This window comes from Arthrobacter sp. 754, assembly GCF_040548695.1.
In the GTDB taxonomy this organism is placed as follows: domain Bacteria; phylum Actinomycetota; class Actinomycetes; order Actinomycetales; family Micrococcaceae; genus Arthrobacter.
Genome location: NZ_JBEPSC010000001.1, coordinates 498096 through 516085 on the forward strand (window position 1 = coordinate 498096; position 17990 = coordinate 516085).

The window sequence follows — 17990 nt, forward strand, 5'->3', positions numbered from 1 at the left end:
CGGCTACAGGGCCGGCGGCAAGTCGCCCGTCCGGGAGGCGTAGCTGATGACGCGTTTGTCGAACAGAAGAACCAGGGCCGTTACGGCAGGCACCAGCATGGCAATCCCCGCCAATACAACGCCGCCCGTGAGAGTCGGAAAGCCGATGGTCAGGACAAACAGCTGGGCAACAAGGGCGGCAGCCCGCGTCCACCGGCGCCCCCGGAGGAGGAAGGCGGCAACCGCATAAAGCCAGGCTGAAAAAGCGAGCAGCAGGCCCAGCGTGAAGACTGCTCCGGCAAAGGATAGGACCGGCGCGTTGGTCAGGAGTTCGTAGCCATACCAGGCCGCGGCAACCAACAAGGCGGTGGCCTCCGCGGCAACAATCAGCGCTATCACCACGATGCCGCGCGGACGCTCCACGGCGGCCGCCTGCTGGGGTCCAGCCGACCCATCGCCGCTCGCCGACTCACCCGAACCGGGCTGGCCCGGATCAGGCTCGGGCGACGGATCTGGAGGGTTCACGGGGGGTCTTGACACACTGGCACCCTACCGGACATAGTCGGACAGTGGTGCGGGTCGGCAGCAGACATGTGATGCATCGCTCAGCAATCCGGGGATTTCAAGCCGTATTACCCCTTGTTTACACAGCGTTAACATGACAGGCTTGACCCAGATGACAAGGGGGCCCCGTAGGGCCCCTTTCCTTTGTAGCCACTCGTGAATAATTTCACAAGAGCTTTTTCCCAGAAATGGAGCAACTGATCAGCATGGATTGGCGTAACCGCGCGGCGTGCCTCGACAAGGACCCGGAACTGTTTTTCCCTGTCGGAAATACGGGGCCGGCACTTCTCCAGATCGAAGAAGCCAAAAGCGTTTGCCGCCGCTGCCCCGTTGTTGACACGTGTCTCCAGTGGGCTCTGGAGTCCGGCCAGGACGCCGGCGTCTGGGGCGGCATGAGTGAAGATGAGCGGCGCGCCCTTAAGCGCCGTGCAGCACGCGCCCGCCGCGCCTCCTAGCCAGCAGCAAGACAAGACGGCAGCAAGACAAGACGGCGCCAATGAGGCGCCAACGCATTCAGAGGCCGATGGCCGCGATCCTTTCAGGAATCGCGGCCATCACCGTTTAAGGGCCGTTCCGCCTGAGCGGCGACCGATGGCCGGGCGTCCCGGTTAGGCTACCGGCGTCCTGATCGGCGGCGCCCGGAACGGCAAAACCCTGGACTTATCTCGGCGCCAGGCTGAGCCGGATCTGGACAGCGGTGCCGCCGCCCTCGCGGGGCCGCCACTGGATGGAACCGCCCAGCTCACTGGTGACAAGGGTGCGGACAATCTGAAGCCCCAGCCCCTCGACGTGCGGCGTATCCGGCAGCCCCACGCCGTCGTCGGCGACAGTGACGGTCAGCAGTTCCTCGCCGTCCTCCTCCTCGGAACGGTCCGCCATCAGCCACACTGTTCCTGCGCGCCCTTCCAGGCCATGCTCGACGGCGTTGGTCACCAGCTCGTTGATGACCAGGGCCAGCGGGGTGGCGAAGTCGCTGGGCAGTTCGCCAAAGAGCCCGGAACGCTCGGTCTTCACCTGTTGCGAAGGAGAGGCCACTTCGGCTGACAGCCTGAACTGGCGGCCGATGAGCTCGTCAAAGTCGACGCTCTGGGCCAGGCCCTGGGACAGCGTTTCGTGGACCAGCGCGATGGTGGCCACCCGGCGCATGGCCTGCTCCAGTCCCTGCTTGGCCTCGTCGCTGACCATCCGACGGGACTGCATGCGCAGCAGGGCGGCTACGGTCTGAAGATTGTTCTTCACGCGGTGGTGGATTTCGCGGATGGTGGCGTCCTTGGTGACGAGTTCCATCTCCCGGCGCCGCAGTTCGGAGACATCGCGGCACAGCACCAGCGCGCCGAAGCGATGCTGCTCGTCCCGCAACGGGATGGCACGCAGCGAAAGGCTCACCCCGCGTGACTCGATCTCACTGCGCCAGGGCATCCGCCCGGTGACAACGAGGGGCAGGGTCTCATCCACCATGCGCCGGTCACGCAGCAGGCTGGCAGTCACTTCGGCCAGGGAGCGGCCTTCCAGGGACTCGCCGTCGCCCAGCCGCCGGAAAGCGGACACACCGTTGGGGCTGGCGTACTGCACGATGCCCTCGGCGTCCAGCCTGATGAGCCCGTCACCGACACGCGGAGCACCCCGCCGCGAGCCCGTGGGGGACGCGAAGTCCGGCCACAGCCCCAGTGTTCCCATCCGCAGGAGGTCGTAGGCGCATTGCCGGTAGGTCAACTCAAGCCGGGAGGGCATCCGGGAACTGGACAGATCCATGTGCGTTGTCACCACGGCCAGGGTGCGGCCGTTGCGGACCATCGGAACCGCCTCCACACGCAGCGCCATGTCGGTGCTCCAGTTGGTCTCGCTGGACCTTTCTATGGCCCGGCTCCCCCAGGCCTTGTCCACCAGCGGCTGCAGGTCCGAGCGGATGGGCTCTCCCACGAAGTCGCCGTGGAACACCGTGTGGGTGGTCGATGGCCTGACGTGCGCCAGCGCCACGTACCCGTAGTCAGGGTGCGGGAACCAGAGGGCCAGGTCCGCGAACGCCAGGTCCGCGACCATCTGCCAGTCGCCAACCAGGAGGTGCAGCCATTCGGCATCGCCCGGCCCGAAATCAGCATGTTCCCTGATGGGGTCCGTAAAGATTGCCACTGCACCTCCAGTTGCGACGCGGGATTCCTAGCGTCGGACGATTGACCTCAAGAGCCTCAATGCTACCGACAGTGAGGCCATGTCGTCGGACTCGAGGGAGTTGACCTCGTCGAACATGGTCTTCGCCCTGCCCAACTGCTCCGCATTCTGGGTTTCCCAGTCCTTCAGCCTGTCCTCCGCAGAACCGTCCGACGGCGTCGACTCAAGCACCGCCGTCGTCATGTCGGAAACGGTGGAATAGAGGTCATCCCGCAGTGCGGCCCTCGCCAGCGCCTGCCACCGATCCTGCCTCGGCAGTCCGGTGATCCGCTCCAGCAGCGAGTCGATGTGGAATCGGTTGAACACCGTGTAGTAGACGGCCGCGATCTCTTCCACGGGTTCATTGCGGGCGTGACCGATCTTGGCAATGTCCAGCAGGACGAAGCTCTCAAAGAGTTCCGCCCAGCGGAGCGCAAGGTCTTCCGGAAGTTCCCACCCGCGTGCCTTCTCCAGCCAGCCTGCCACCCGCTCCCGGTCATCGCCCCGCAGGTAGTCCAGCAGCCGTGCCCGCATCGGATCCATCAGGGGCTTGAACTCTTTGACGGTCTCGGCGATGGAGCGCGACGTGCCGCCCTGGCTCAGCAGCCAGCGGACGGCGCGGTCCAGCAGGCGGCGGATGTCCAGATGGACGGTGCTCCAGTGCTCGGTGGGGAACGACGCCGGCAGTCCGTTCAGCTCGTCCACCATGGTGTTCAGTTCGTAGATTTCGCGCAGTGCCACAAAGGCTTTGGCCACGGCCGCCTCCGTGGCGGACGTCTCCTCCATGGTGCGGAACGCGAACGTGATGCCGCCCATGTTGATCATGTCGTTGGCCACCACGGTGGCTATGATCTCCCGGCGCAGCGGATGGGTGTCCAGTTCGGCGTCGAACCGTTCGCGAAGCTGCTTCGGGAAATACGCGCGCAGAGTCCCGCGGAACCACGGATCGTCGGCGAGGTCGCTCGCCCGCAGCGCCGTGGCGAGCTCAATCTTCGCGTACGCCGCCAGAACCGAAAGCTCAGGTGACGTTAGCCCCTGGCCCTGGCCAAGCCGCTCCCGCAGCGTTTCCGTACTCGGCAGTGCTTCAAGGTCACGCTTCAGGTCAGCCGACTTCTCCAGCCAGTCCATCAGGCGCTCGTAGCTGGGGCTCCACTCAGCCACCCGCATCCGGTCATTGAGGAGCAGGATGTTCTGGTCCACGTTGTCCTCCAGGACCAGCCGCCCCACCTCATCCGTCATGGACGCGAGGAAGCCCGCGCGTTCCTCGGCGGACAGCTTGCCGGCCGCGACCATCCGGTCCACGAAAATCTTGATGTTGACTTCATGGTCGGAGCAGTCCACGCCGGCGGAGTTGTCGATCGCGTCAGTGTTCAGGATGACGCCCTGGAGCGCAGCCTCGATGCGGCCCCGCTGCGTCATGCCCAGGTTTCCGCCTTCGCCAACCACCTTGACGCGCAGGTCCTTGCCGTCAACACGGATGGCATCGTTCGCCTTGTCCCCCACGGAGGCATGGGTTTCGGTGCTCGCCTTGACGTAGGTTCCGATGCCGCCGTTGTACAGCAGATCGGCCGGGGCCAGCAGGACGGCGCGGAGCAGCTCGGGCGGGCTCAGCTCGGTGGTTCCTTCCGGCAGGCCCAGCGCGTTCCTGACCTGCGGCGAGACCGGAATGGATTTGGCCTGGCGGGGATAGACGCCGCCGCCTTCACTGATCAGGGACCTGTTGTAGTCGTCCCACGAGGACCGCGGCAGTTCAAACAGCCGCTGCCGTTCCCCGAATGATGCTTCCTCGTCCGGGGCTGGGTCCAGGAAGATATGCCGGTGGTCGAAGGCCGCCAGCAGCCGGATGTGCCGCGAGAGCAGCATGCCGTTGCCGAACACATCACCGGACATGTCGCCCACGCCCACCACCGTGAAGGGCTGGGTCTGGGTGTCCACGTCGAGCTCGCTGAAATGGCGTTTGACCGACTCCCAGGCACCACGCGCGGTGATGCCCATGGCCTTGTGGTCGTAGCCCACCGAACCGCCGGAAGCGAACGCATCGCCGAGCCAGAACCCGTACTCCGCGGCGAGCCCGTTGGCGACGTCCGAGAACGTGGCCGTCCCCTTGTCGGCTGCCACCACGAGGTAGGAATCGTCGTCGTCGTGCCTGACAACGTCCGACGGCGGAACAACAGTTTCCGCCGCAGCGTCGGTGACGAGGTTGTCAGTAAGGTCCAGCAGCCCGCGGATGAAGGTCTTGTAGCTCTCAATGCCCTCAGCCATCCAGGCTGACCGGTCGACGGTGGGGTCCGGCAGTTTCTTGGCGAAGAATCCGCCCTTGGCCCCGGTGGGCACGATCACCGCGTTCTTGACGGTCTGGGCCTTCACCAGGCCAAGGATCTCCGTCCGGAAGTCTTCCCGGCGGTCTGACCAGCGAAGCCCGCCGCGGGCCACCTTGCCGAAGCGGAGGTGGACGCCCTCGACCCGTGGGGAATAGACCCAGATTTCGAACTTCGGGCGCGGAAACGGCAGTCCCTCAATCCGCGAAGGATCGAGTTTGAAGCTCAGGTGCGGCTTGTTCTGGTAGTAGTTGGTGCGGAGGGTGGCCTCGATCAGGTTGGCGAAGGTCCGCAGTACACGGTCGGCGTCGAGCGTCTCCACCTCTTCGATCGCAGCTGACAGCGCCGCGCGCACCCTGGCCTGCGCGGCAACGCGCTCGTCTTTGCCCAGGGCCGGATCGAACCGCGCGGCGAAGAGCGCGGTCAGGGCCTTGGTAACCTGGGGATTCGCGAGCAGGGTGTCAGCCATGAACCCCACGGAGTTGGTGTTTCCCATCTGCCTCATATACCGCGCGTAAGCCCTCAGAATCGTGATCTGGCGCCACTGCATGCCCTCGCGCAGCACGAGCCGGTCAAAGCTGTCAGACTCGACGGCGCCGGAGATCGCCGCGCCGAACGACTCAGCCAGCAGCTGCCCGGTGGCCAGCGGGTCGATGCCGGCGGGGTACTTCAGCCCGAGGTCGTACAGGAAGAAGTCGCGGCGGTCGGCGGTCTCGATTTCGAAGGGCCGTTCGTCCAGTACTTCCAGCCCCATGTTGTGGAAATACGGCAGGATCTGGCTGAGGCTCTTGGGCTCCAGCATGTACAGCTTGACGCGGGCGTCCTCCTCGAGGACCTCGCCCGCGCCCTTGGGCAGGTACACGTTGACTCCGGGCCGTTCCTGCGCTGCACCTTCTGCGCGTTCTGCCTGGGCCCCGTATTGCTCGAACCGGGTGATGTCCTCCAGCGCGTCCTCGACCTCGTAGTCAACGCGGTAGCCGGGCGGAAAGGCCTCGGACCAGAGGCTGGCGAGTTCTTTGGCGTGCTCATCAGCGCCGCGTTCCCGCAGGACCTCGGCGATGCCCTCGCTCCACGAGCGCGCCGCCCGGACAAGCCGCTTTTCGAGCTCATCGGTGTTGACGTCGCTGACGTCGGCACCCTTGGGCAGGCGGATCCGGAAGAAGAGCCGGGCGAGGGCGGACTCCGTCATCCTGGCCTCGTAGTCGATGGACTCCGCCCGGAAAGTGGACCGCAGTTCTTCCTCGATGCGCAGCCTGACGTTGGTGGTGTAGCGGTCGCGCGGAAGGTAGACCAGGGCCGACATGAAGCGGCCGTAGATGTCCGGGCGAAGGAAGAGCCGCGTGCGCCGCCGCTCCTGGAGCTTCTGGATGCCGGTGGCCGTGGCAGCAAGATCTTCGGTTTCGATCTGGAACAACTCGTCACGCGGATAGGTCTCCAGGATGCCCAAAAGGTCCTTGCCGGAGTGTGAATCCGGCGGGAAGCCTGCGCTGCCCAGAACTGCCGCCACCTTCTCCCGGACCACGGGAATGTCCCGGACAGACCCGGTGTACGCGCTCGTCGCGAACAGGCCGATGAAGCGGCGCTCGCCATTGACGTTGCCCGCCGAATCGAAACTCTTGACGCCGATGTAGTCCAGGTACGCGGCCCGGTGGACGGTGGACCGGGAGTTCGCCTTGGTGATCACAAGCGCCCGCTTCTCCCGCGCCTTGCGGCGGCCCACTTCGGTCAGATGCTGCACATGCGGCGAGTCCGGCTTGGCACGGAGCAGGCCAAGTCCGCTGTCTTCGCGCAGTTCCAGCACGTCCTCGCCGTCCACGGTGATGAGGTCGTACTCGCGGTAGCCGAGGAAGGTGAAGTTGCCGTCGTCCAGCCATCGCAGGAGTTCCTGCGCCTGCCTGAGCTCGGCGATCTGGGCGGGGTTGGCAACCTGGTCCAGGCTGGCCGAAATCTGCAGGGCCTTGTTCCGCATCTTGGGCCAGTCTTCGACGGCGGCGCGGACGTCGCCGAGGATCCGGTCCAGGCCGTCCAGGAGCGACGCCTGCGCACCGTGGGAAACATGACTGATCTCCACAGCGATCCACGACTCCATGTGGGAGGCATTCTCACCTTGCGCGATCAGGTGGGACATGACGGGCATCGCCGCGGTGTCGCCGCTGGAGATCCCGATGTGGGAAGGGACGCGGTCGACTTTGACCAACTGCCCCGTTTCCCGGTTCCTGGTTACGACAAAAAGCGGGTGCAGGACAAGGCGGATTGCAGCCTTCTGGCGGACCAGCTCTGCATTGACCGAGTCAACAAGGAAGGGCATATCGTCCGTGACGACGTAAACAACACTGCTGTCCGCCTCGTTGACGATGGAAACCTTCGCCTGGCCCGGCAACCGGCTGGCTGCAACCTTGCGGTGCGTTTCCGCCCGGGCGGCCAGGACGTCCTGGGGATAGCTTCGGGCGTCCTCTTCTGCCAGATGCTCGTAATAGTCCGCCAGGAAGCCCTCCCGGTCTTCAATGGCCAGGGACTGATCCTCCACGCTGGATCCAGACGACATCGACAAACGCCTCCATCAGAAGTTTATTGCTGCCCCGTTGCAGCTCCTATGGTGAGCCTAATCCTTCAGGCGGCGCCTCGGTGTGGAAGAAAATACAGAGGATCGCAAAGATCGCTGGACACGTGCACAAACCAAATCCGCGATGGACCGCCGCAGCTTCGAGTCCGGGGCGGTTTCCAGCAGCAACGAGCCGGCAAGCAGCGCCGCGTCGGCCACGGCACTGTCCGACGGAAGAAACGCAGTGATGGCCGACGACGGACCGTACCTCTGCCAGGCGTCCCGCAGCTGACGTTCCGGCGATCTGCCCACCGCGGCCGCCCGCACCTTGTTCAGCACCACAACGGGCGACACATGAGGTACCGCCGTTTCAAGGTCAGCGAGCCCCCGGACAAGCCGGGGAACGCCCACTGGGTCCGCGGCCCCGACGGCGAAGACAGTGTCCGCCACTTCCAGGCTCCGCAGGGTGGCGGCGTTACGGCGCGGCGCCATCGTGTCGAAGCTGAGTTCCTCATCTGCCTCCAGGCAGAACCCCGCATCCACCACGACGACGTCGGCAACCTCCTTCGCCCGGTCAAGCACCAGTGACAGGGCTGCTGCCCGCAGCTCGGTCCACCTGTCGGCGCGCGTGATGCCGGTCAGTACGCGGAAAGTACCCAGTTTGGTGGTGACGGGGGTGGCCACCTTCAGCAGGGCATCGGCGTCCAGCAGCCCCTGGTCCGCCAGCCTGCACGCCTGGGCAAGGCCGGCCGATTCATCCAGCAGGCCCAGGACCGCCGCGATGCTGGCTCCATAGCTGTCCGCATCAACAAGGAGCACGGATTTGCCTTCTGCCGCCAACTCCCCCGCAATGTTGGCGGCGATGAAGGTTCTTCCCGGGGAACCGGCCGGTCCCCACACGGCAATGATCCTCCCGGTACCTGAGGCCGGCGGCACGTCCGCCTGTTCCGCGGGCATCTGGCGCAGCGCAGCACCCGTATCGCCCACGCCGCTGCCGTAGCCGACGTCCCGCGTGCTGCCGGTCAGTTGGGCAACCGCCTCGGCAATCCTGCCTGCCAGCGCGGCTGACTCGACGCCGGCCAATGTGGAAGCCACGCCGATCCCGCGCAGCCGGGCGGCTTCTTCGGGGTTGTCTGTGAGGGCGATTATCGCCACCCCGACCGCGCCGAGCCTGTCAACAAGGGAAGCAGTGAGGCCTTCGCACCCGTCGGCCACCACGGCGGCCCTGGCGAGACCGCTTTGGCAGGCGGCGAGCAGTTCGGTCAGTTCAGTGCATCGCCTCACCACTGTCACAGGACCGTGCAGCCTTTCCAGACCGCCGACGACGTCCTCCTGGGCCTGACCGACAGTCACAACGGGGATGCTCATGACGTCCCTCCGCCCGGGTTCCACACCACAGAGATCTTGGCATGGTTCGCCTGGGCCCCCAACAGGGCCGGCATCTGGCCGTCCGCGACGAGGACCATCAGCACTGTGCTGCGGGCGGACCCCAGGGCTGTGGAGCCCGCGGTCACCTGGGCGATTTCGGCGCCGGGCAGCAGCAGTTTCGGCTCACTGAAGCCGTTCCGTGCGTCGGGGGCCGCAACCCACACGTCAACACGCGTTCCGGCCACGGCTTGTGGCGGGAGTGCTTCTTCGATTGCCACCGCAACCGGTTTCCGGTCCAGTGCGTCAACAGTGGCCAGGCTTTCCTTGGGCACCAGCTGGCTTTTTCCGATTCGCTGGACTGCCACGAGCCCTTCGGGAAGCCCTGCCTCAACCGTGACGTAGTGCTCTTCAGTCTCTCCGAGCCGGACCTTTGCCCTGACAACGTTTTCGGTGGTCAGCTTCTCGCCCACTGCGATGGAGTCCTTGGCCGCAAAGACCTCTGTGGTCCGGTCGGCACTGCCAACAAGGGAGATCACTCCCACGACTGATGCCAGGACCAGCAAGATGCCAACCAGCAGCCGCGGATCCTTCCACGACGGCGGCTTCAGCCTGGCACCCGCGGTTGCAGCATCATGGCTCATGCCTGTCTCCCCCTAAACTCGCGCCGGACGGCTTGCTGCACCCGGACACCTCATTGTTGCGGCATGCACCCCGGAACGAAAGTCAAAAGTCCAAACAACATCAAACTGTGGATAACAGCGCCAGACGGCTTCTTCGGTGGCAAAATGGATGCATGCCCAGATTCCTCACCCTCGCCGACGTTGCCGAACAACTCCAGATCAATTCGCCGGCAGCCTATGCACTGGTCCGCAGCGGCGAACTCAAGGCCATCCAGGTTGGCGGAAGGGGACAGTGGCGGGTTGAGGAAAAGATGCTGGAGCAATACATCGAGGAGCGCTACGCCGAGGCCAGCCGGATGATTCAGGAAGCGAAAGCAAAGCAAGCCTGAGCATGCCGGGGCAGCCCGCCCCCATCCATTGACTGCTACAACTCGGCACCCGTCCGTGACCGGATGGCACCGAGCGACTCAAACGGGATGGTCGCGACCTGTCGGACCTGGGATGCCCGTCTGGCTTCACCCGGGCTGACCAGCGCCACATCAAAGAAGTCACTGCCAACCCTGTCGATGACACCGCTGAGTCCACTGTCCCGTTCCGGCCCGCTGCGAAGTGTCACTACCAGCTCAGACCGGTCCCGGGCGAGGCCACGCAACGCCGACGATAAGCCGATCCGCCTCCGCACCGGTGAGGGCTCGGCAAGCGATGTACGCCCCAACCCTGTATAACGTGCGACGGCGCCATACGGAATCAGGATCTGGTGGCGCACCTCAGTGAGAACCAGGGCATCTGCCGCGGCGTGACTCAAAGTGCCCTCATACGTTCTTCCGCAGAGCAGGTGGACTGTCAGATGGCTGTTTAGCGAGCCCCGCAGCCTGTCACACAGTGCAATTGACGCGATTTCGATTCTTGCCCGCTCCGAGATCTCTGCTTCGACCTCCAGCCGGTCGCCCTCGGCAAACTGCGCCTCCATGTCACTGAACAGAGCATCCCAACGCATGGGGCCAAGCGTAAGCGGCCTCTTCCCTGGCGGTCAATCACGAACGAGTTCTTTCCAGTCTATGGACAAATCCGGCTCTACTCGGTCAAACTGGATTCAGATGTATCAAACAACATCAAACGGCATCAAAAGGAGCTGTTAGCGCTATGGACGCAACAACTGCACGCGGGCTCAGGGCTGATGCGGCCATGGCTGCTTCAGTCCTGCTGCTGGGGCTATTTCTGTTTCTTACCGGCATGGGCTTGATGGAACGATGGCAACAGTCTGCCGCTCGCCGGCAGGGGCCGGACATCGATGACCTGCTAGGTGCCGTAGCCGTTTGGGCAGGGCTCGCCATTGTGGGCTGGTGGATTGTGTCTGTCCTGCTGGCCGCAGCTGCGGCCGTACTGGCGAAGTACGGCCGAAAACGAGCCGCAGTAAAGGCGGGCAGATTTTGTCCGGCCTTTATGCGCCGGCTCGCACTCGCCGCGTTCTCTGTGCAGTTGCTGTCCGCTCCGCTCGCTCAAGCGGCAGTTCCGCCGGCAGGACCCGCCTGGGTGCCGACGCAGGAGGTAGCTGTCCAGGCGCAGTGGGCACCCACCGCTGCCTCGGAGGCGATGTTGGGACCAGGCATTACGGATACTCCGGACCCAGCGTCGCCAACGCAGCAGCCTGCGGCACTTCCGCCTGTTGAACCTCCGACGCCGGCGGTCCGCCCCGAATGGCGCCCCAGCGCGCCTGTCCCCGATCCCGGGCTGCTGGCGGCACAGCCTATCCGTGCGGCGCAGGGACTGCCGGCACCGCCGCGGGAAATCACGGTACTGGCAGGGGACACGCTTTGGGACATCGCGTCCCGCCAGTTAGGGCCCACGGCAACAGATGTGGACGTCGCCCTCCAGTGGCCACGCTGGTACGAAGCCAACAAATCCCAGATCGGGGAGAGTCCTCATGTCCTGTTGCCCGGTCAGATCCTGAAATCACCTTCCACGGCCTAGCCGGCATTTCAACATTCATCCGCACATCCGCACATCCAAGGGGAATCACATGAACACCGTTACGCCGATCCGCTCCGCGCTGGCCGATTCGGGCCCCGCAGCCGCAGTCCGCCGCGTGCCCCTCCCGGCCACAACAGCGCCTGGTCCGCCACTGCGGGCAGCAGATGAGACCTCCGAAATCCTGGCCATCACCCGAAGCACCGTGCAGGCAGCCATGGAAGTCCTGGCCGGGATCCGTCCGGTCCATCAGCTGGCCCGCCGCCTGGATCCCCGCTGCCTGGCGGCACTCCAGCACCGTGCAGCTCTCATCCGCCGCGAACAGGCACGCACGGCCTCACCCTTCCTGGCCAAGCTCCACAGGAACTCCGTAGTCCGTTCGGTCCGGGCATGCGAGGTGGCTCCCGGCATTTACGAGGCAAGCGCCGTGGTGGTTGACGATGTGCGGGCGCGGGCAGTGGCTGTCCGGCTCGAGCGGAGCAAACAGGTCTGGCGGATTACAGAATTCATGATTGGTTGACACAGAAGGCTGTGCACATAAACAGAGAAGTGCCCCGAGCGGCTGCTCCGGGCACTTCTCTCATTCAAGCCTGACCGGCCCCTGAAACAGCAGGTCAGCGGCGCTTCTTCTTTGCGGGCGGACGCTTGGTGGCATCCTGTGCCGCGGCCTTGGCGGGGTTGCCGGACCGGGACGAGGAGCGGCCCTCCACACGGGTCTGCGTGGCTCCGTCCTCGCCCGGTGCCGTGTACTGCAGCTGCGCCGGCTTCTCCGGCGCTTCGAGCCCGGCAGCGCGGATCTGCGGTTCGAGGTGCTCGGTGTGGCCACCGGCGGCATCGGCCACCACGACATCCTGGGCGGGAGTCACTTCCACCTCAAGGTTGTAAAGGAAGCCCACGCTTTCTTCGCGGATGGCCTCCATCATGGACTGGAACATGGTGAAGCCCTCGCGCTGGTACTCCACCAGCGGGTCGCGCTGGGCCATGGCACGAAGGCCAATGCCTTCCTTCAGGTAGTCCATCTCGTAAAGGTGTTCCTGCCATTTGCGTCCAATGACGGACAGCACCACACGGCGTTCCAGCTCACGCATGCTCTCGGAACCGATAACCTCTTCGCGGGCCTGGTAAACCACGCGGGCATCGGAGAGCAGCTCCTCCTTGAGGAACTCGACGGTGAGCCTGGACTTGCCGCCCGCTTCGTCGATGATCTCTTCGGGGGTCACGCTCACGGGATACAGCGTCTTCAGGTTGGTCCACAGCTGGGTGTAGTCCCAGTCGTCCCCGTTGCCCTCGGCCGTGGCGGAGTCGATGAGTGCGGTGATGGTGTCCTCAATGAAGAACTGCACTTTCTCATGCAGGTCGTCGCCTTCGAGGATCCGGCGCCGGTCACCGTAGATGGCTTCGCGCTGGCGGTTCAGCACGTCGTCGTACTTTAGGACGTTCTTGCGCTGCTCGGCGTTCCGCCCCTCGACCTGGCCCTGCGCGGACGCGATGGCCCGGGAAACCAGCTTGGATTCGAGCGCCACATCATCCGGAACGGAGCTGTTCATCAGCCGCTCGGCGGCACCTGAGTTGAAGAGGCGCATGAGGTCATCGGTCAGGGAGAGGTAGAAGCGCGATTCACCGGGGTCACCCTGGCGTCCGGAGCGGCCGCGGAGCTGGTTGTCGATACGACGGGACTCGTGCCGTTCAGTTCCCAGCACGTACAGGCCGCCGAGTTCGAGCACTTGCTCGTGTTCGTCCTTCACGGACTGCTTCGCGGCCTCAAGGGCGGCTGGCCATGCGGCCTCGTACTCCTCGGAGTTCTCTTCCGGGTCCAGTCCACGCTTGGCCAGTTCGGCCACTGCGGTGAACTCGGCGTTGCCGCCCAGCATGATGTCGGTGCCTCGGCCTGCCATGTTGGTGGCAACTGTCACTGCACCCTTGCGGCCGGCCTGCGCAACGATTGCCGCTTCACGGGCGTGGTTCTTGGCGTTCAGGACTTCGTGCCTGATGCCTTCCTTGGCCAGCAGCCCGGAAAGGTACTCGCTCTTTTCAACACTGGTGGTGCCCACCAGGATGGGCTGGCCCTTTTCGTGACGCTCGGCAATGTCCTTCACGACGGCGTCGAACTTGACCTTTTCGTTCTTGAACACGAGGTCGGACTGGTCGATCCGCTGCATGTCCCGGTTGGTGGGGATGGCCACCACTCCGAGCTTGTAGGTGCCCATGAATTCGGCGGCCTCGGTCTCGGCCGTACCGGTCATGCCCGACAGTTTGGAGTACATGCGGAAGTAGTTCTGCAGCGTCACCGTGGCCAGGGTCTGGTTTTCGGCCTTGATCTCCACGCCTTCTTTGGCCTCGATGGCCTGGTGCATGCCTTCGTTATACCGGCGCCCGGCAAGGATGCGGCCGGTGTGTTCGTCAACGATCAGTACCTCGCCGTCGAGGATGACGTAGTCCTTGTCCCGTTTGAAGAGTTCCTTGGCCTTGATGGCGTTGTTCAGGAACCCGATGAGCGGAGTGTTGGCGGACTCGTAGAGGTTCTGGATGCCCAGGTAATCCTCCACTTTTTCGATGCCGCTCTCCAGGACACCGACGGTGCGCTTCTTCTCGTCGGCTTCGTAGTCCTCGCCGGCCTTCAGTCGCTGCACCACTTTGGCGAATTCGCTGTACCAGCGGTTGGTGTCCCCCTGGGCGGGGCCCGAGATGATCAGCGGGGTGCGGGCCTCGTCGATCAGGATGGAGTCGACCTCGTCAACGATGGCGAAGTGGTGGCCGCGCTGGACCAGCTCCGACTTGTCCCATGCCATGTTGTCGCGCAGGTAGTCGAAGCCGAACTCGTTGTTGGTGCCGTAGGTGATGTCCGCGGCGTACTGCTGGCGGCGCACGGCGGGATCCTGGTTGGAAAGGATGCAACCGCTGGTCAGGCCAAGGAACCGGTAAACACGGCCCATGAGGTCGGACTGGTACTCGGCAAGGTAGTCGTTCACCGTGATGACATGGACACCGTTACCCGTGAGGGCATTGAGGTACGCCGGGGCGGTGGCCACGAGCGTCTTTCCTTCACCGGTCTTCATTTCGGCGATGTTGCCCAGGTGCAGGGCGGCGCCGCCCATCAGCTGGACGTCAAAGTGGCGCATGCCCAACGTGCGGGACGAGGCCTCGCGCACGGCGGCGAAGGCCTCCGGAAGGAGGTCGTCCAGCTGTTCCCCGTCCTGGTAGCGGGCGCGGAGGTGGTCCGTTTCCTCGCGGAGTTCTGCGTCCGTGAAGGTTTTGAACGAGTCCTCAAGGGCATTGATCGAGTCGGCATAGGTCCGCAATTGCCGCAGGGTTCTCTTGTCACCCGTGCGGAGAAGTTTTTCGATAAGTGATGCCACGTGAAGATACTCCCAGTCTTATGCCGCCGATTCTGGCGTTTTTAGTCTACGGGAGAGACACAGGCCACGCGTTCGGTGTTCCCTGAGAGCGGAGCGGACCACGACGGCCGGTGCAGGGCAGCTGCCAGGGGCCCGGCCAGGTCACCGGCCGGGCTGACCACGATGTCCGCAAGCCCCAGCCATTGGGCCATCAGTTCCAGCTCGGCGGCAAGTTCGACGGCGGTACCGGCCGGCGCGTCCGGCTCGGCGTAGGCGGACCTGACCAGCAGTTTTCCGGCAGCCCGGTCGGCTTTGAGGTCCACGCGGGCCACGATGGTTTCGCCCAACAGGAAAGGCAGGACGTAGTACCCGAAACGGCGGCGGTGCTCGGGGGTATAGATCTCGATCCGGTAATGGAACCCGAAGAGCTCTTCCAGCCTGCGCCGCTCGAAGACCAGGGAGTCAAAGGGGCTGAGCAGGGCCCGTCCGGTGGCCCGGCGTGGCATTTTGGCGTCAGTGTGCAGGAACACTTTCCTGTTCCAGCCAGCGACAGTGACGGGCTCCAGCCGGCCGGTCCCGATCAGATACTCGACGGATTCCGCCGCAGCCTTGACCGGTGTGCGGAAGTAATCGGCGAAGCACTTCACCGTTCCGATGCCATGGGCCTGCGCAGCCGCATCGATGAGCCGGTTCATGGCCTGGACGGGGTCCGGTGTTTCAGTAACGGCCAGCCGGTCCGGCAGTACCCGGGCCGTCAGCGCGTACCTTCGCTCGAACTGCTCGGTCCTCGATGCTGAGGAAATGAGACCTTCCTCGAACAGGTGCTCCAGAACCCTTTTGACGGCGTTCCAGTTCCAGCCCCAGTTTTCATCGCGCCTGGCTTCAACGTGCCCGATGCTCGCGGTCAGTTCGGCCGCCGTCATGGCCCGACCCCGCGCAAGCGTGTCCAGGACTTTCCCTGCCACCGCCTCGAAGAGTTCCGGGTCCATCCCAGAGGCTCCCACCCACTTCCGTCTTTGCCACAGGAGGAGGTCCTGGAAGTGCTCCGGCCTGATGAAACTCGCCTCGTGGGCCCAGTACTCCATCATGCGCCTGGGGTGTGAGCCGGACATCCGCTGCAGGATGGTGCGGTCGTAGTTGCCCAGCCTGGAGTAGAAGGGCAGGAAGTGGCTGCGGGACAGCACATTGACGGAATCGATCTGGACCAGCTGGAGCCGGGCAAAGGTGCGGCCCACCGTCCGTGAAGTCACGGGGCCGGTGGGCCGTCCTTTGTCCAGTCCCTGCGCTGCCAGGGCGATCCGCCGGGCCTGGTCAAGGCTCAGCGTCGCTGGCACTGCAGTCCTTTCCTATGGGGCGTCAGGCGCCCTGAACCTTCGAAGACTCGTCACCGGAACGGTAGGCGAGGATTTTCTCTTCGATTGCTGTTTCCCCCGGCTCGCACTCATGGTCCAGGGTGATCACGCCGTAGGTCCAGCCACGACGGCGGTAGACGACGGAGGGCGTATTGGTGGCTTTGTCCACGAAGAGATAGAAATCGTGGCCGACGAGCTCCATGTTGTCCACGGCATCGTCGAGGGTCAGTGAGGCCGCGGGGAAGACTTTGCGCCGGATCAGCACGGGGGAATCTCCGGCGGGGATGTCATTCTCAACCTCATAGGGCGAGCGCTCAACAGCCGGTTGCTGCGGCTCCTGGCGATGGCTCGCCTCAACGTAGATGGGTTCGTTGGCGCTGGCGGGCTCCAGTTCGGCCGTCGCCTCGCGAACGGCCTTGGGTGTATGCCGCCCGTGGTGGACCTTCTTGCGGTCCTTGGCGCGGCGGAGACGCTCAAGGAGCTTGTTGTAGGCAAGATCGAACGCAGCGAATTTATCTGCGGCGCTGGCTTCGGCGCGGATTACCGGTCCCCGGCCCAGAACCGTCACTTCAACGGTGAGCTGGTCACCGGTCTGGCGTGCATTCGTTTCCTTGGAAACCTTCGCGTCAACGCGCTGGACCTTGTCGCCCAGTGACTCGATCTTCGAGATCTTTTCACCGGCGTATTCGCGGAAGCGGTCTGAGACCGTCAGATTTCGTCCGCTGATCATAAACTCCATGGTGCCCTCCAAATGACTTCGGTGACACGACGGCGGAACATCCCGGGAGCCGATCTGATTGACAGTCAAGCCCCTTTCCGAGCCGCTATCGAAAGGTACAACTTGTTCTTGGTACCCACCACCGACGTTAGTTCATAGCCCCCCGTTATTCATCCTTTATTCGTTTATTTTTTTCTAAGACGGGCCCCTTCGCGCCGGCTGGCGGGGATGCTGATCCGCCGCCGGCTGAATCGGGCGGGCGTGTCGCCGCGAGCACCACAGCGCCCGTTACCAAGGCACCGCTGAGGTGGAGTGCGCGGGCCGCCTCGGCCAGTGTTGCGCCCGTGGTGAGGACGTCGTCGACGATGATGCACCGGCGGCCTGCCACCCGGGAGCGCTTGTACGCGGGGACAGTCATGGATCCCCTCACCCGCCGTGCCCTCGCACCGCGGCCGAGTCCCTTCTGTCCCCCCGGCAGCTTTTCCAGGGCTGCGCGACGGCGGGACTTACGGATGACGTCCACCACCGGAACGCGGGCACCGGTGGTTCCCCGGCCCAGGGCTGCCAGCAACAGGTGGATGGGGCTGAAGCCCCTCTTGACGAAGGCAGTGGTGCTGCTTGGCACCGGAACCAGGCACACGCCGTCGACGCCGGAAGTTGCTGCGGCGATGCCCCTTTCCAGTCCCCTGGCGAGCACGGCCTTAAGTTGGTGCTGGCCGTGGCGCTTGAAGGACAGGACGGCCTGGGCCAGCTCCTCGCGATAGACCCCGGCCGCCACTACGGGAAGGAGGATGCCGCCGTCGACGTTCATGAGTGCCGGCGCCTGCTCCTCGGCCCTGAAGGGGTGCCCGGTGAGGAGCCGGACCCGGCGTTCGCAGGCGACGCACAGCGCCAGGTCCTCGGCACCGCAGCAGACGCAGTCCACAGGGACTGCGAGTGCCAGGAGCTCGGAGCCGGCAATGGCCAGGTTCTCAGCCCCCCTGAGCCAACGCCGCCGGTGTCCACCGCGGTGCCTGGCAGAGACCAGTGGTGGTGGCTCAAGGTCCGGATCCACCGAAACCTCCCTGCAGGAAGGTTG

The 17990-nt window shown here is 64.6% G+C and carries 14 protein-coding genes; 4 read left to right on the forward strand and 10 right to left on the reverse strand.

Going from position 1 to position 17990, the window contains the following annotated elements; all coding sequences use genetic code 11:
* Positions 1-3: 3 nt before the first annotated feature.
* Positions 4-504: a hypothetical protein gene (locus ABIA70_RS02395; protein WP_502917148.1), complete on the reverse strand. Its 501-nt coding sequence runs from the start codon at positions 502-504 to the stop codon at positions 4-6.
* Positions 505-749: 245 nt separating this feature from the next.
* Here ABIA70_RS02395 and ABIA70_RS02400 point away from each other — a divergent pair, with 245 nt between their 5' ends.
* Positions 750-998 (forward strand): WhiB family transcriptional regulator, encoded by a 249-nt coding sequence (locus ABIA70_RS02400; protein ID WP_003804966.1) that lies wholly within the window; start codon positions 750-752, stop codon positions 996-998.
* Positions 999-1203: 205 nt separating this feature from the next.
* Here the strand turns inward: ABIA70_RS02400 and ABIA70_RS02405 are convergent, their stop codons facing one another.
* From ABIA70_RS02405 to ABIA70_RS02420, 4 genes are read right to left on the reverse strand one after another with little or no spacing between them, the layout of a single operon-like run.
* A complete protein-coding gene (locus tag ABIA70_RS02405; RefSeq protein ID WP_354145999.1) occupies positions 1204-2673 on the reverse strand; it encodes a sensor histidine kinase in 1470 nt (489 codons plus the stop codon).
* A 27-nt stretch (positions 2674-2700) separates the two neighbouring features.
* Positions 2701-7554, reverse strand: coding sequence for an NAD-glutamate dehydrogenase (locus ABIA70_RS02410; protein WP_354146000.1), 4854 nt, complete (start codon positions 7552-7554; stop codon positions 2701-2703).
* Between the two features lie 57 nt (positions 7555-7611).
* Complete coding sequence (locus ABIA70_RS02415; protein ID WP_354146001.1) at positions 7612-8919, reverse strand: CpaE/TadZ family protein; 1308 nt, start codon at positions 8917-8919, stop codon at positions 7612-7614.
* Positions 8916-9560 (reverse strand): hypothetical protein, encoded by a 645-nt coding sequence (locus ABIA70_RS02420; RefSeq protein WP_354146002.1) that lies wholly within the window; start codon positions 9558-9560, stop codon positions 8916-8918. The genes ABIA70_RS02415 and ABIA70_RS02420 overlap by 4 nt, the downstream gene beginning before the upstream one ends.
* 152 nt (positions 9561-9712) lie before the next feature.
* Between ABIA70_RS02420 and ABIA70_RS02425 the strand changes: the two genes are divergently transcribed.
* On the forward strand, positions 9713-9928 hold the full coding sequence (locus ABIA70_RS02425; RefSeq protein ID WP_309811174.1) for a helix-turn-helix domain-containing protein: 216 nt from the start codon (positions 9713-9715) through the stop codon (positions 9926-9928).
* Positions 9929-9963: 35 nt separating this feature from the next.
* On the opposite strand, the gene ABIA70_RS02430 is transcribed toward ABIA70_RS02425, so the two are convergent.
* Entirely contained in the window at positions 9964-10536 is a 573-nt protein-coding gene (locus ABIA70_RS02430; RefSeq protein ID WP_354146003.1) for a hypothetical protein, read from the reverse strand.
* A gap of 146 nt (positions 10537-10682) precedes the next feature.
* On the opposite strand from ABIA70_RS02430, the gene ABIA70_RS02435 reads away from it, so the two are divergent.
* Together ABIA70_RS02435 and ABIA70_RS02440 are read left to right on the forward strand one after the other, a co-directional pair.
* Complete coding sequence (locus ABIA70_RS02435; protein ID WP_354146004.1) at positions 10683-11510, forward strand: LysM peptidoglycan-binding domain-containing protein; 828 nt, start codon at positions 10683-10685, stop codon at positions 11508-11510.
* Positions 11511-11559: 49 nt separating this feature from the next.
* Positions 11560-12027 (forward strand): Rv3235 family protein, encoded by a 468-nt coding sequence (locus ABIA70_RS02440; RefSeq protein WP_354146005.1) that lies wholly within the window; start codon positions 11560-11562, stop codon positions 12025-12027.
* A gap of 94 nt (positions 12028-12121) precedes the next feature.
* Here ABIA70_RS02440 and secA read toward each other — a convergent pair whose 3' ends face one another.
* From secA to ABIA70_RS02460, 4 genes are all read right to left on the reverse strand, one after another.
* Positions 12122-14863 carry a preprotein translocase subunit SecA gene (gene secA / locus ABIA70_RS02445; RefSeq protein ID WP_354146006.1) on the reverse strand — a complete coding sequence of 914 codons (2742 nt, stop codon included), beginning with the start codon at positions 14861-14863 and terminating at the stop codon, positions 12122-12124.
* Between the two features lie 41 nt (positions 14864-14904).
* Complete coding sequence (locus tag ABIA70_RS02450; RefSeq protein WP_354146007.1) at positions 14905-16176, reverse strand: winged helix-turn-helix domain-containing protein; 1272 nt, start codon at positions 16174-16176, stop codon at positions 14905-14907.
* A 22-nt stretch (positions 16177-16198) separates the two neighbouring features.
* On the reverse strand, positions 16199-16933 hold the full coding sequence (hpf, locus tag ABIA70_RS02455; protein WP_354146008.1) for a ribosome hibernation-promoting factor, HPF/YfiA family: 735 nt from the start codon (positions 16931-16933) through the stop codon (positions 16199-16201).
* Between the two features lie 145 nt (positions 16934-17078).
* A complete protein-coding gene (locus ABIA70_RS02460) occupies positions 17079-17966 on the reverse strand; it encodes a ComF family protein (RefSeq protein WP_354146009.1) in 888 nt (295 codons plus the stop codon).
* Positions 17967-17990 lie beyond the last annotated feature (24 nt).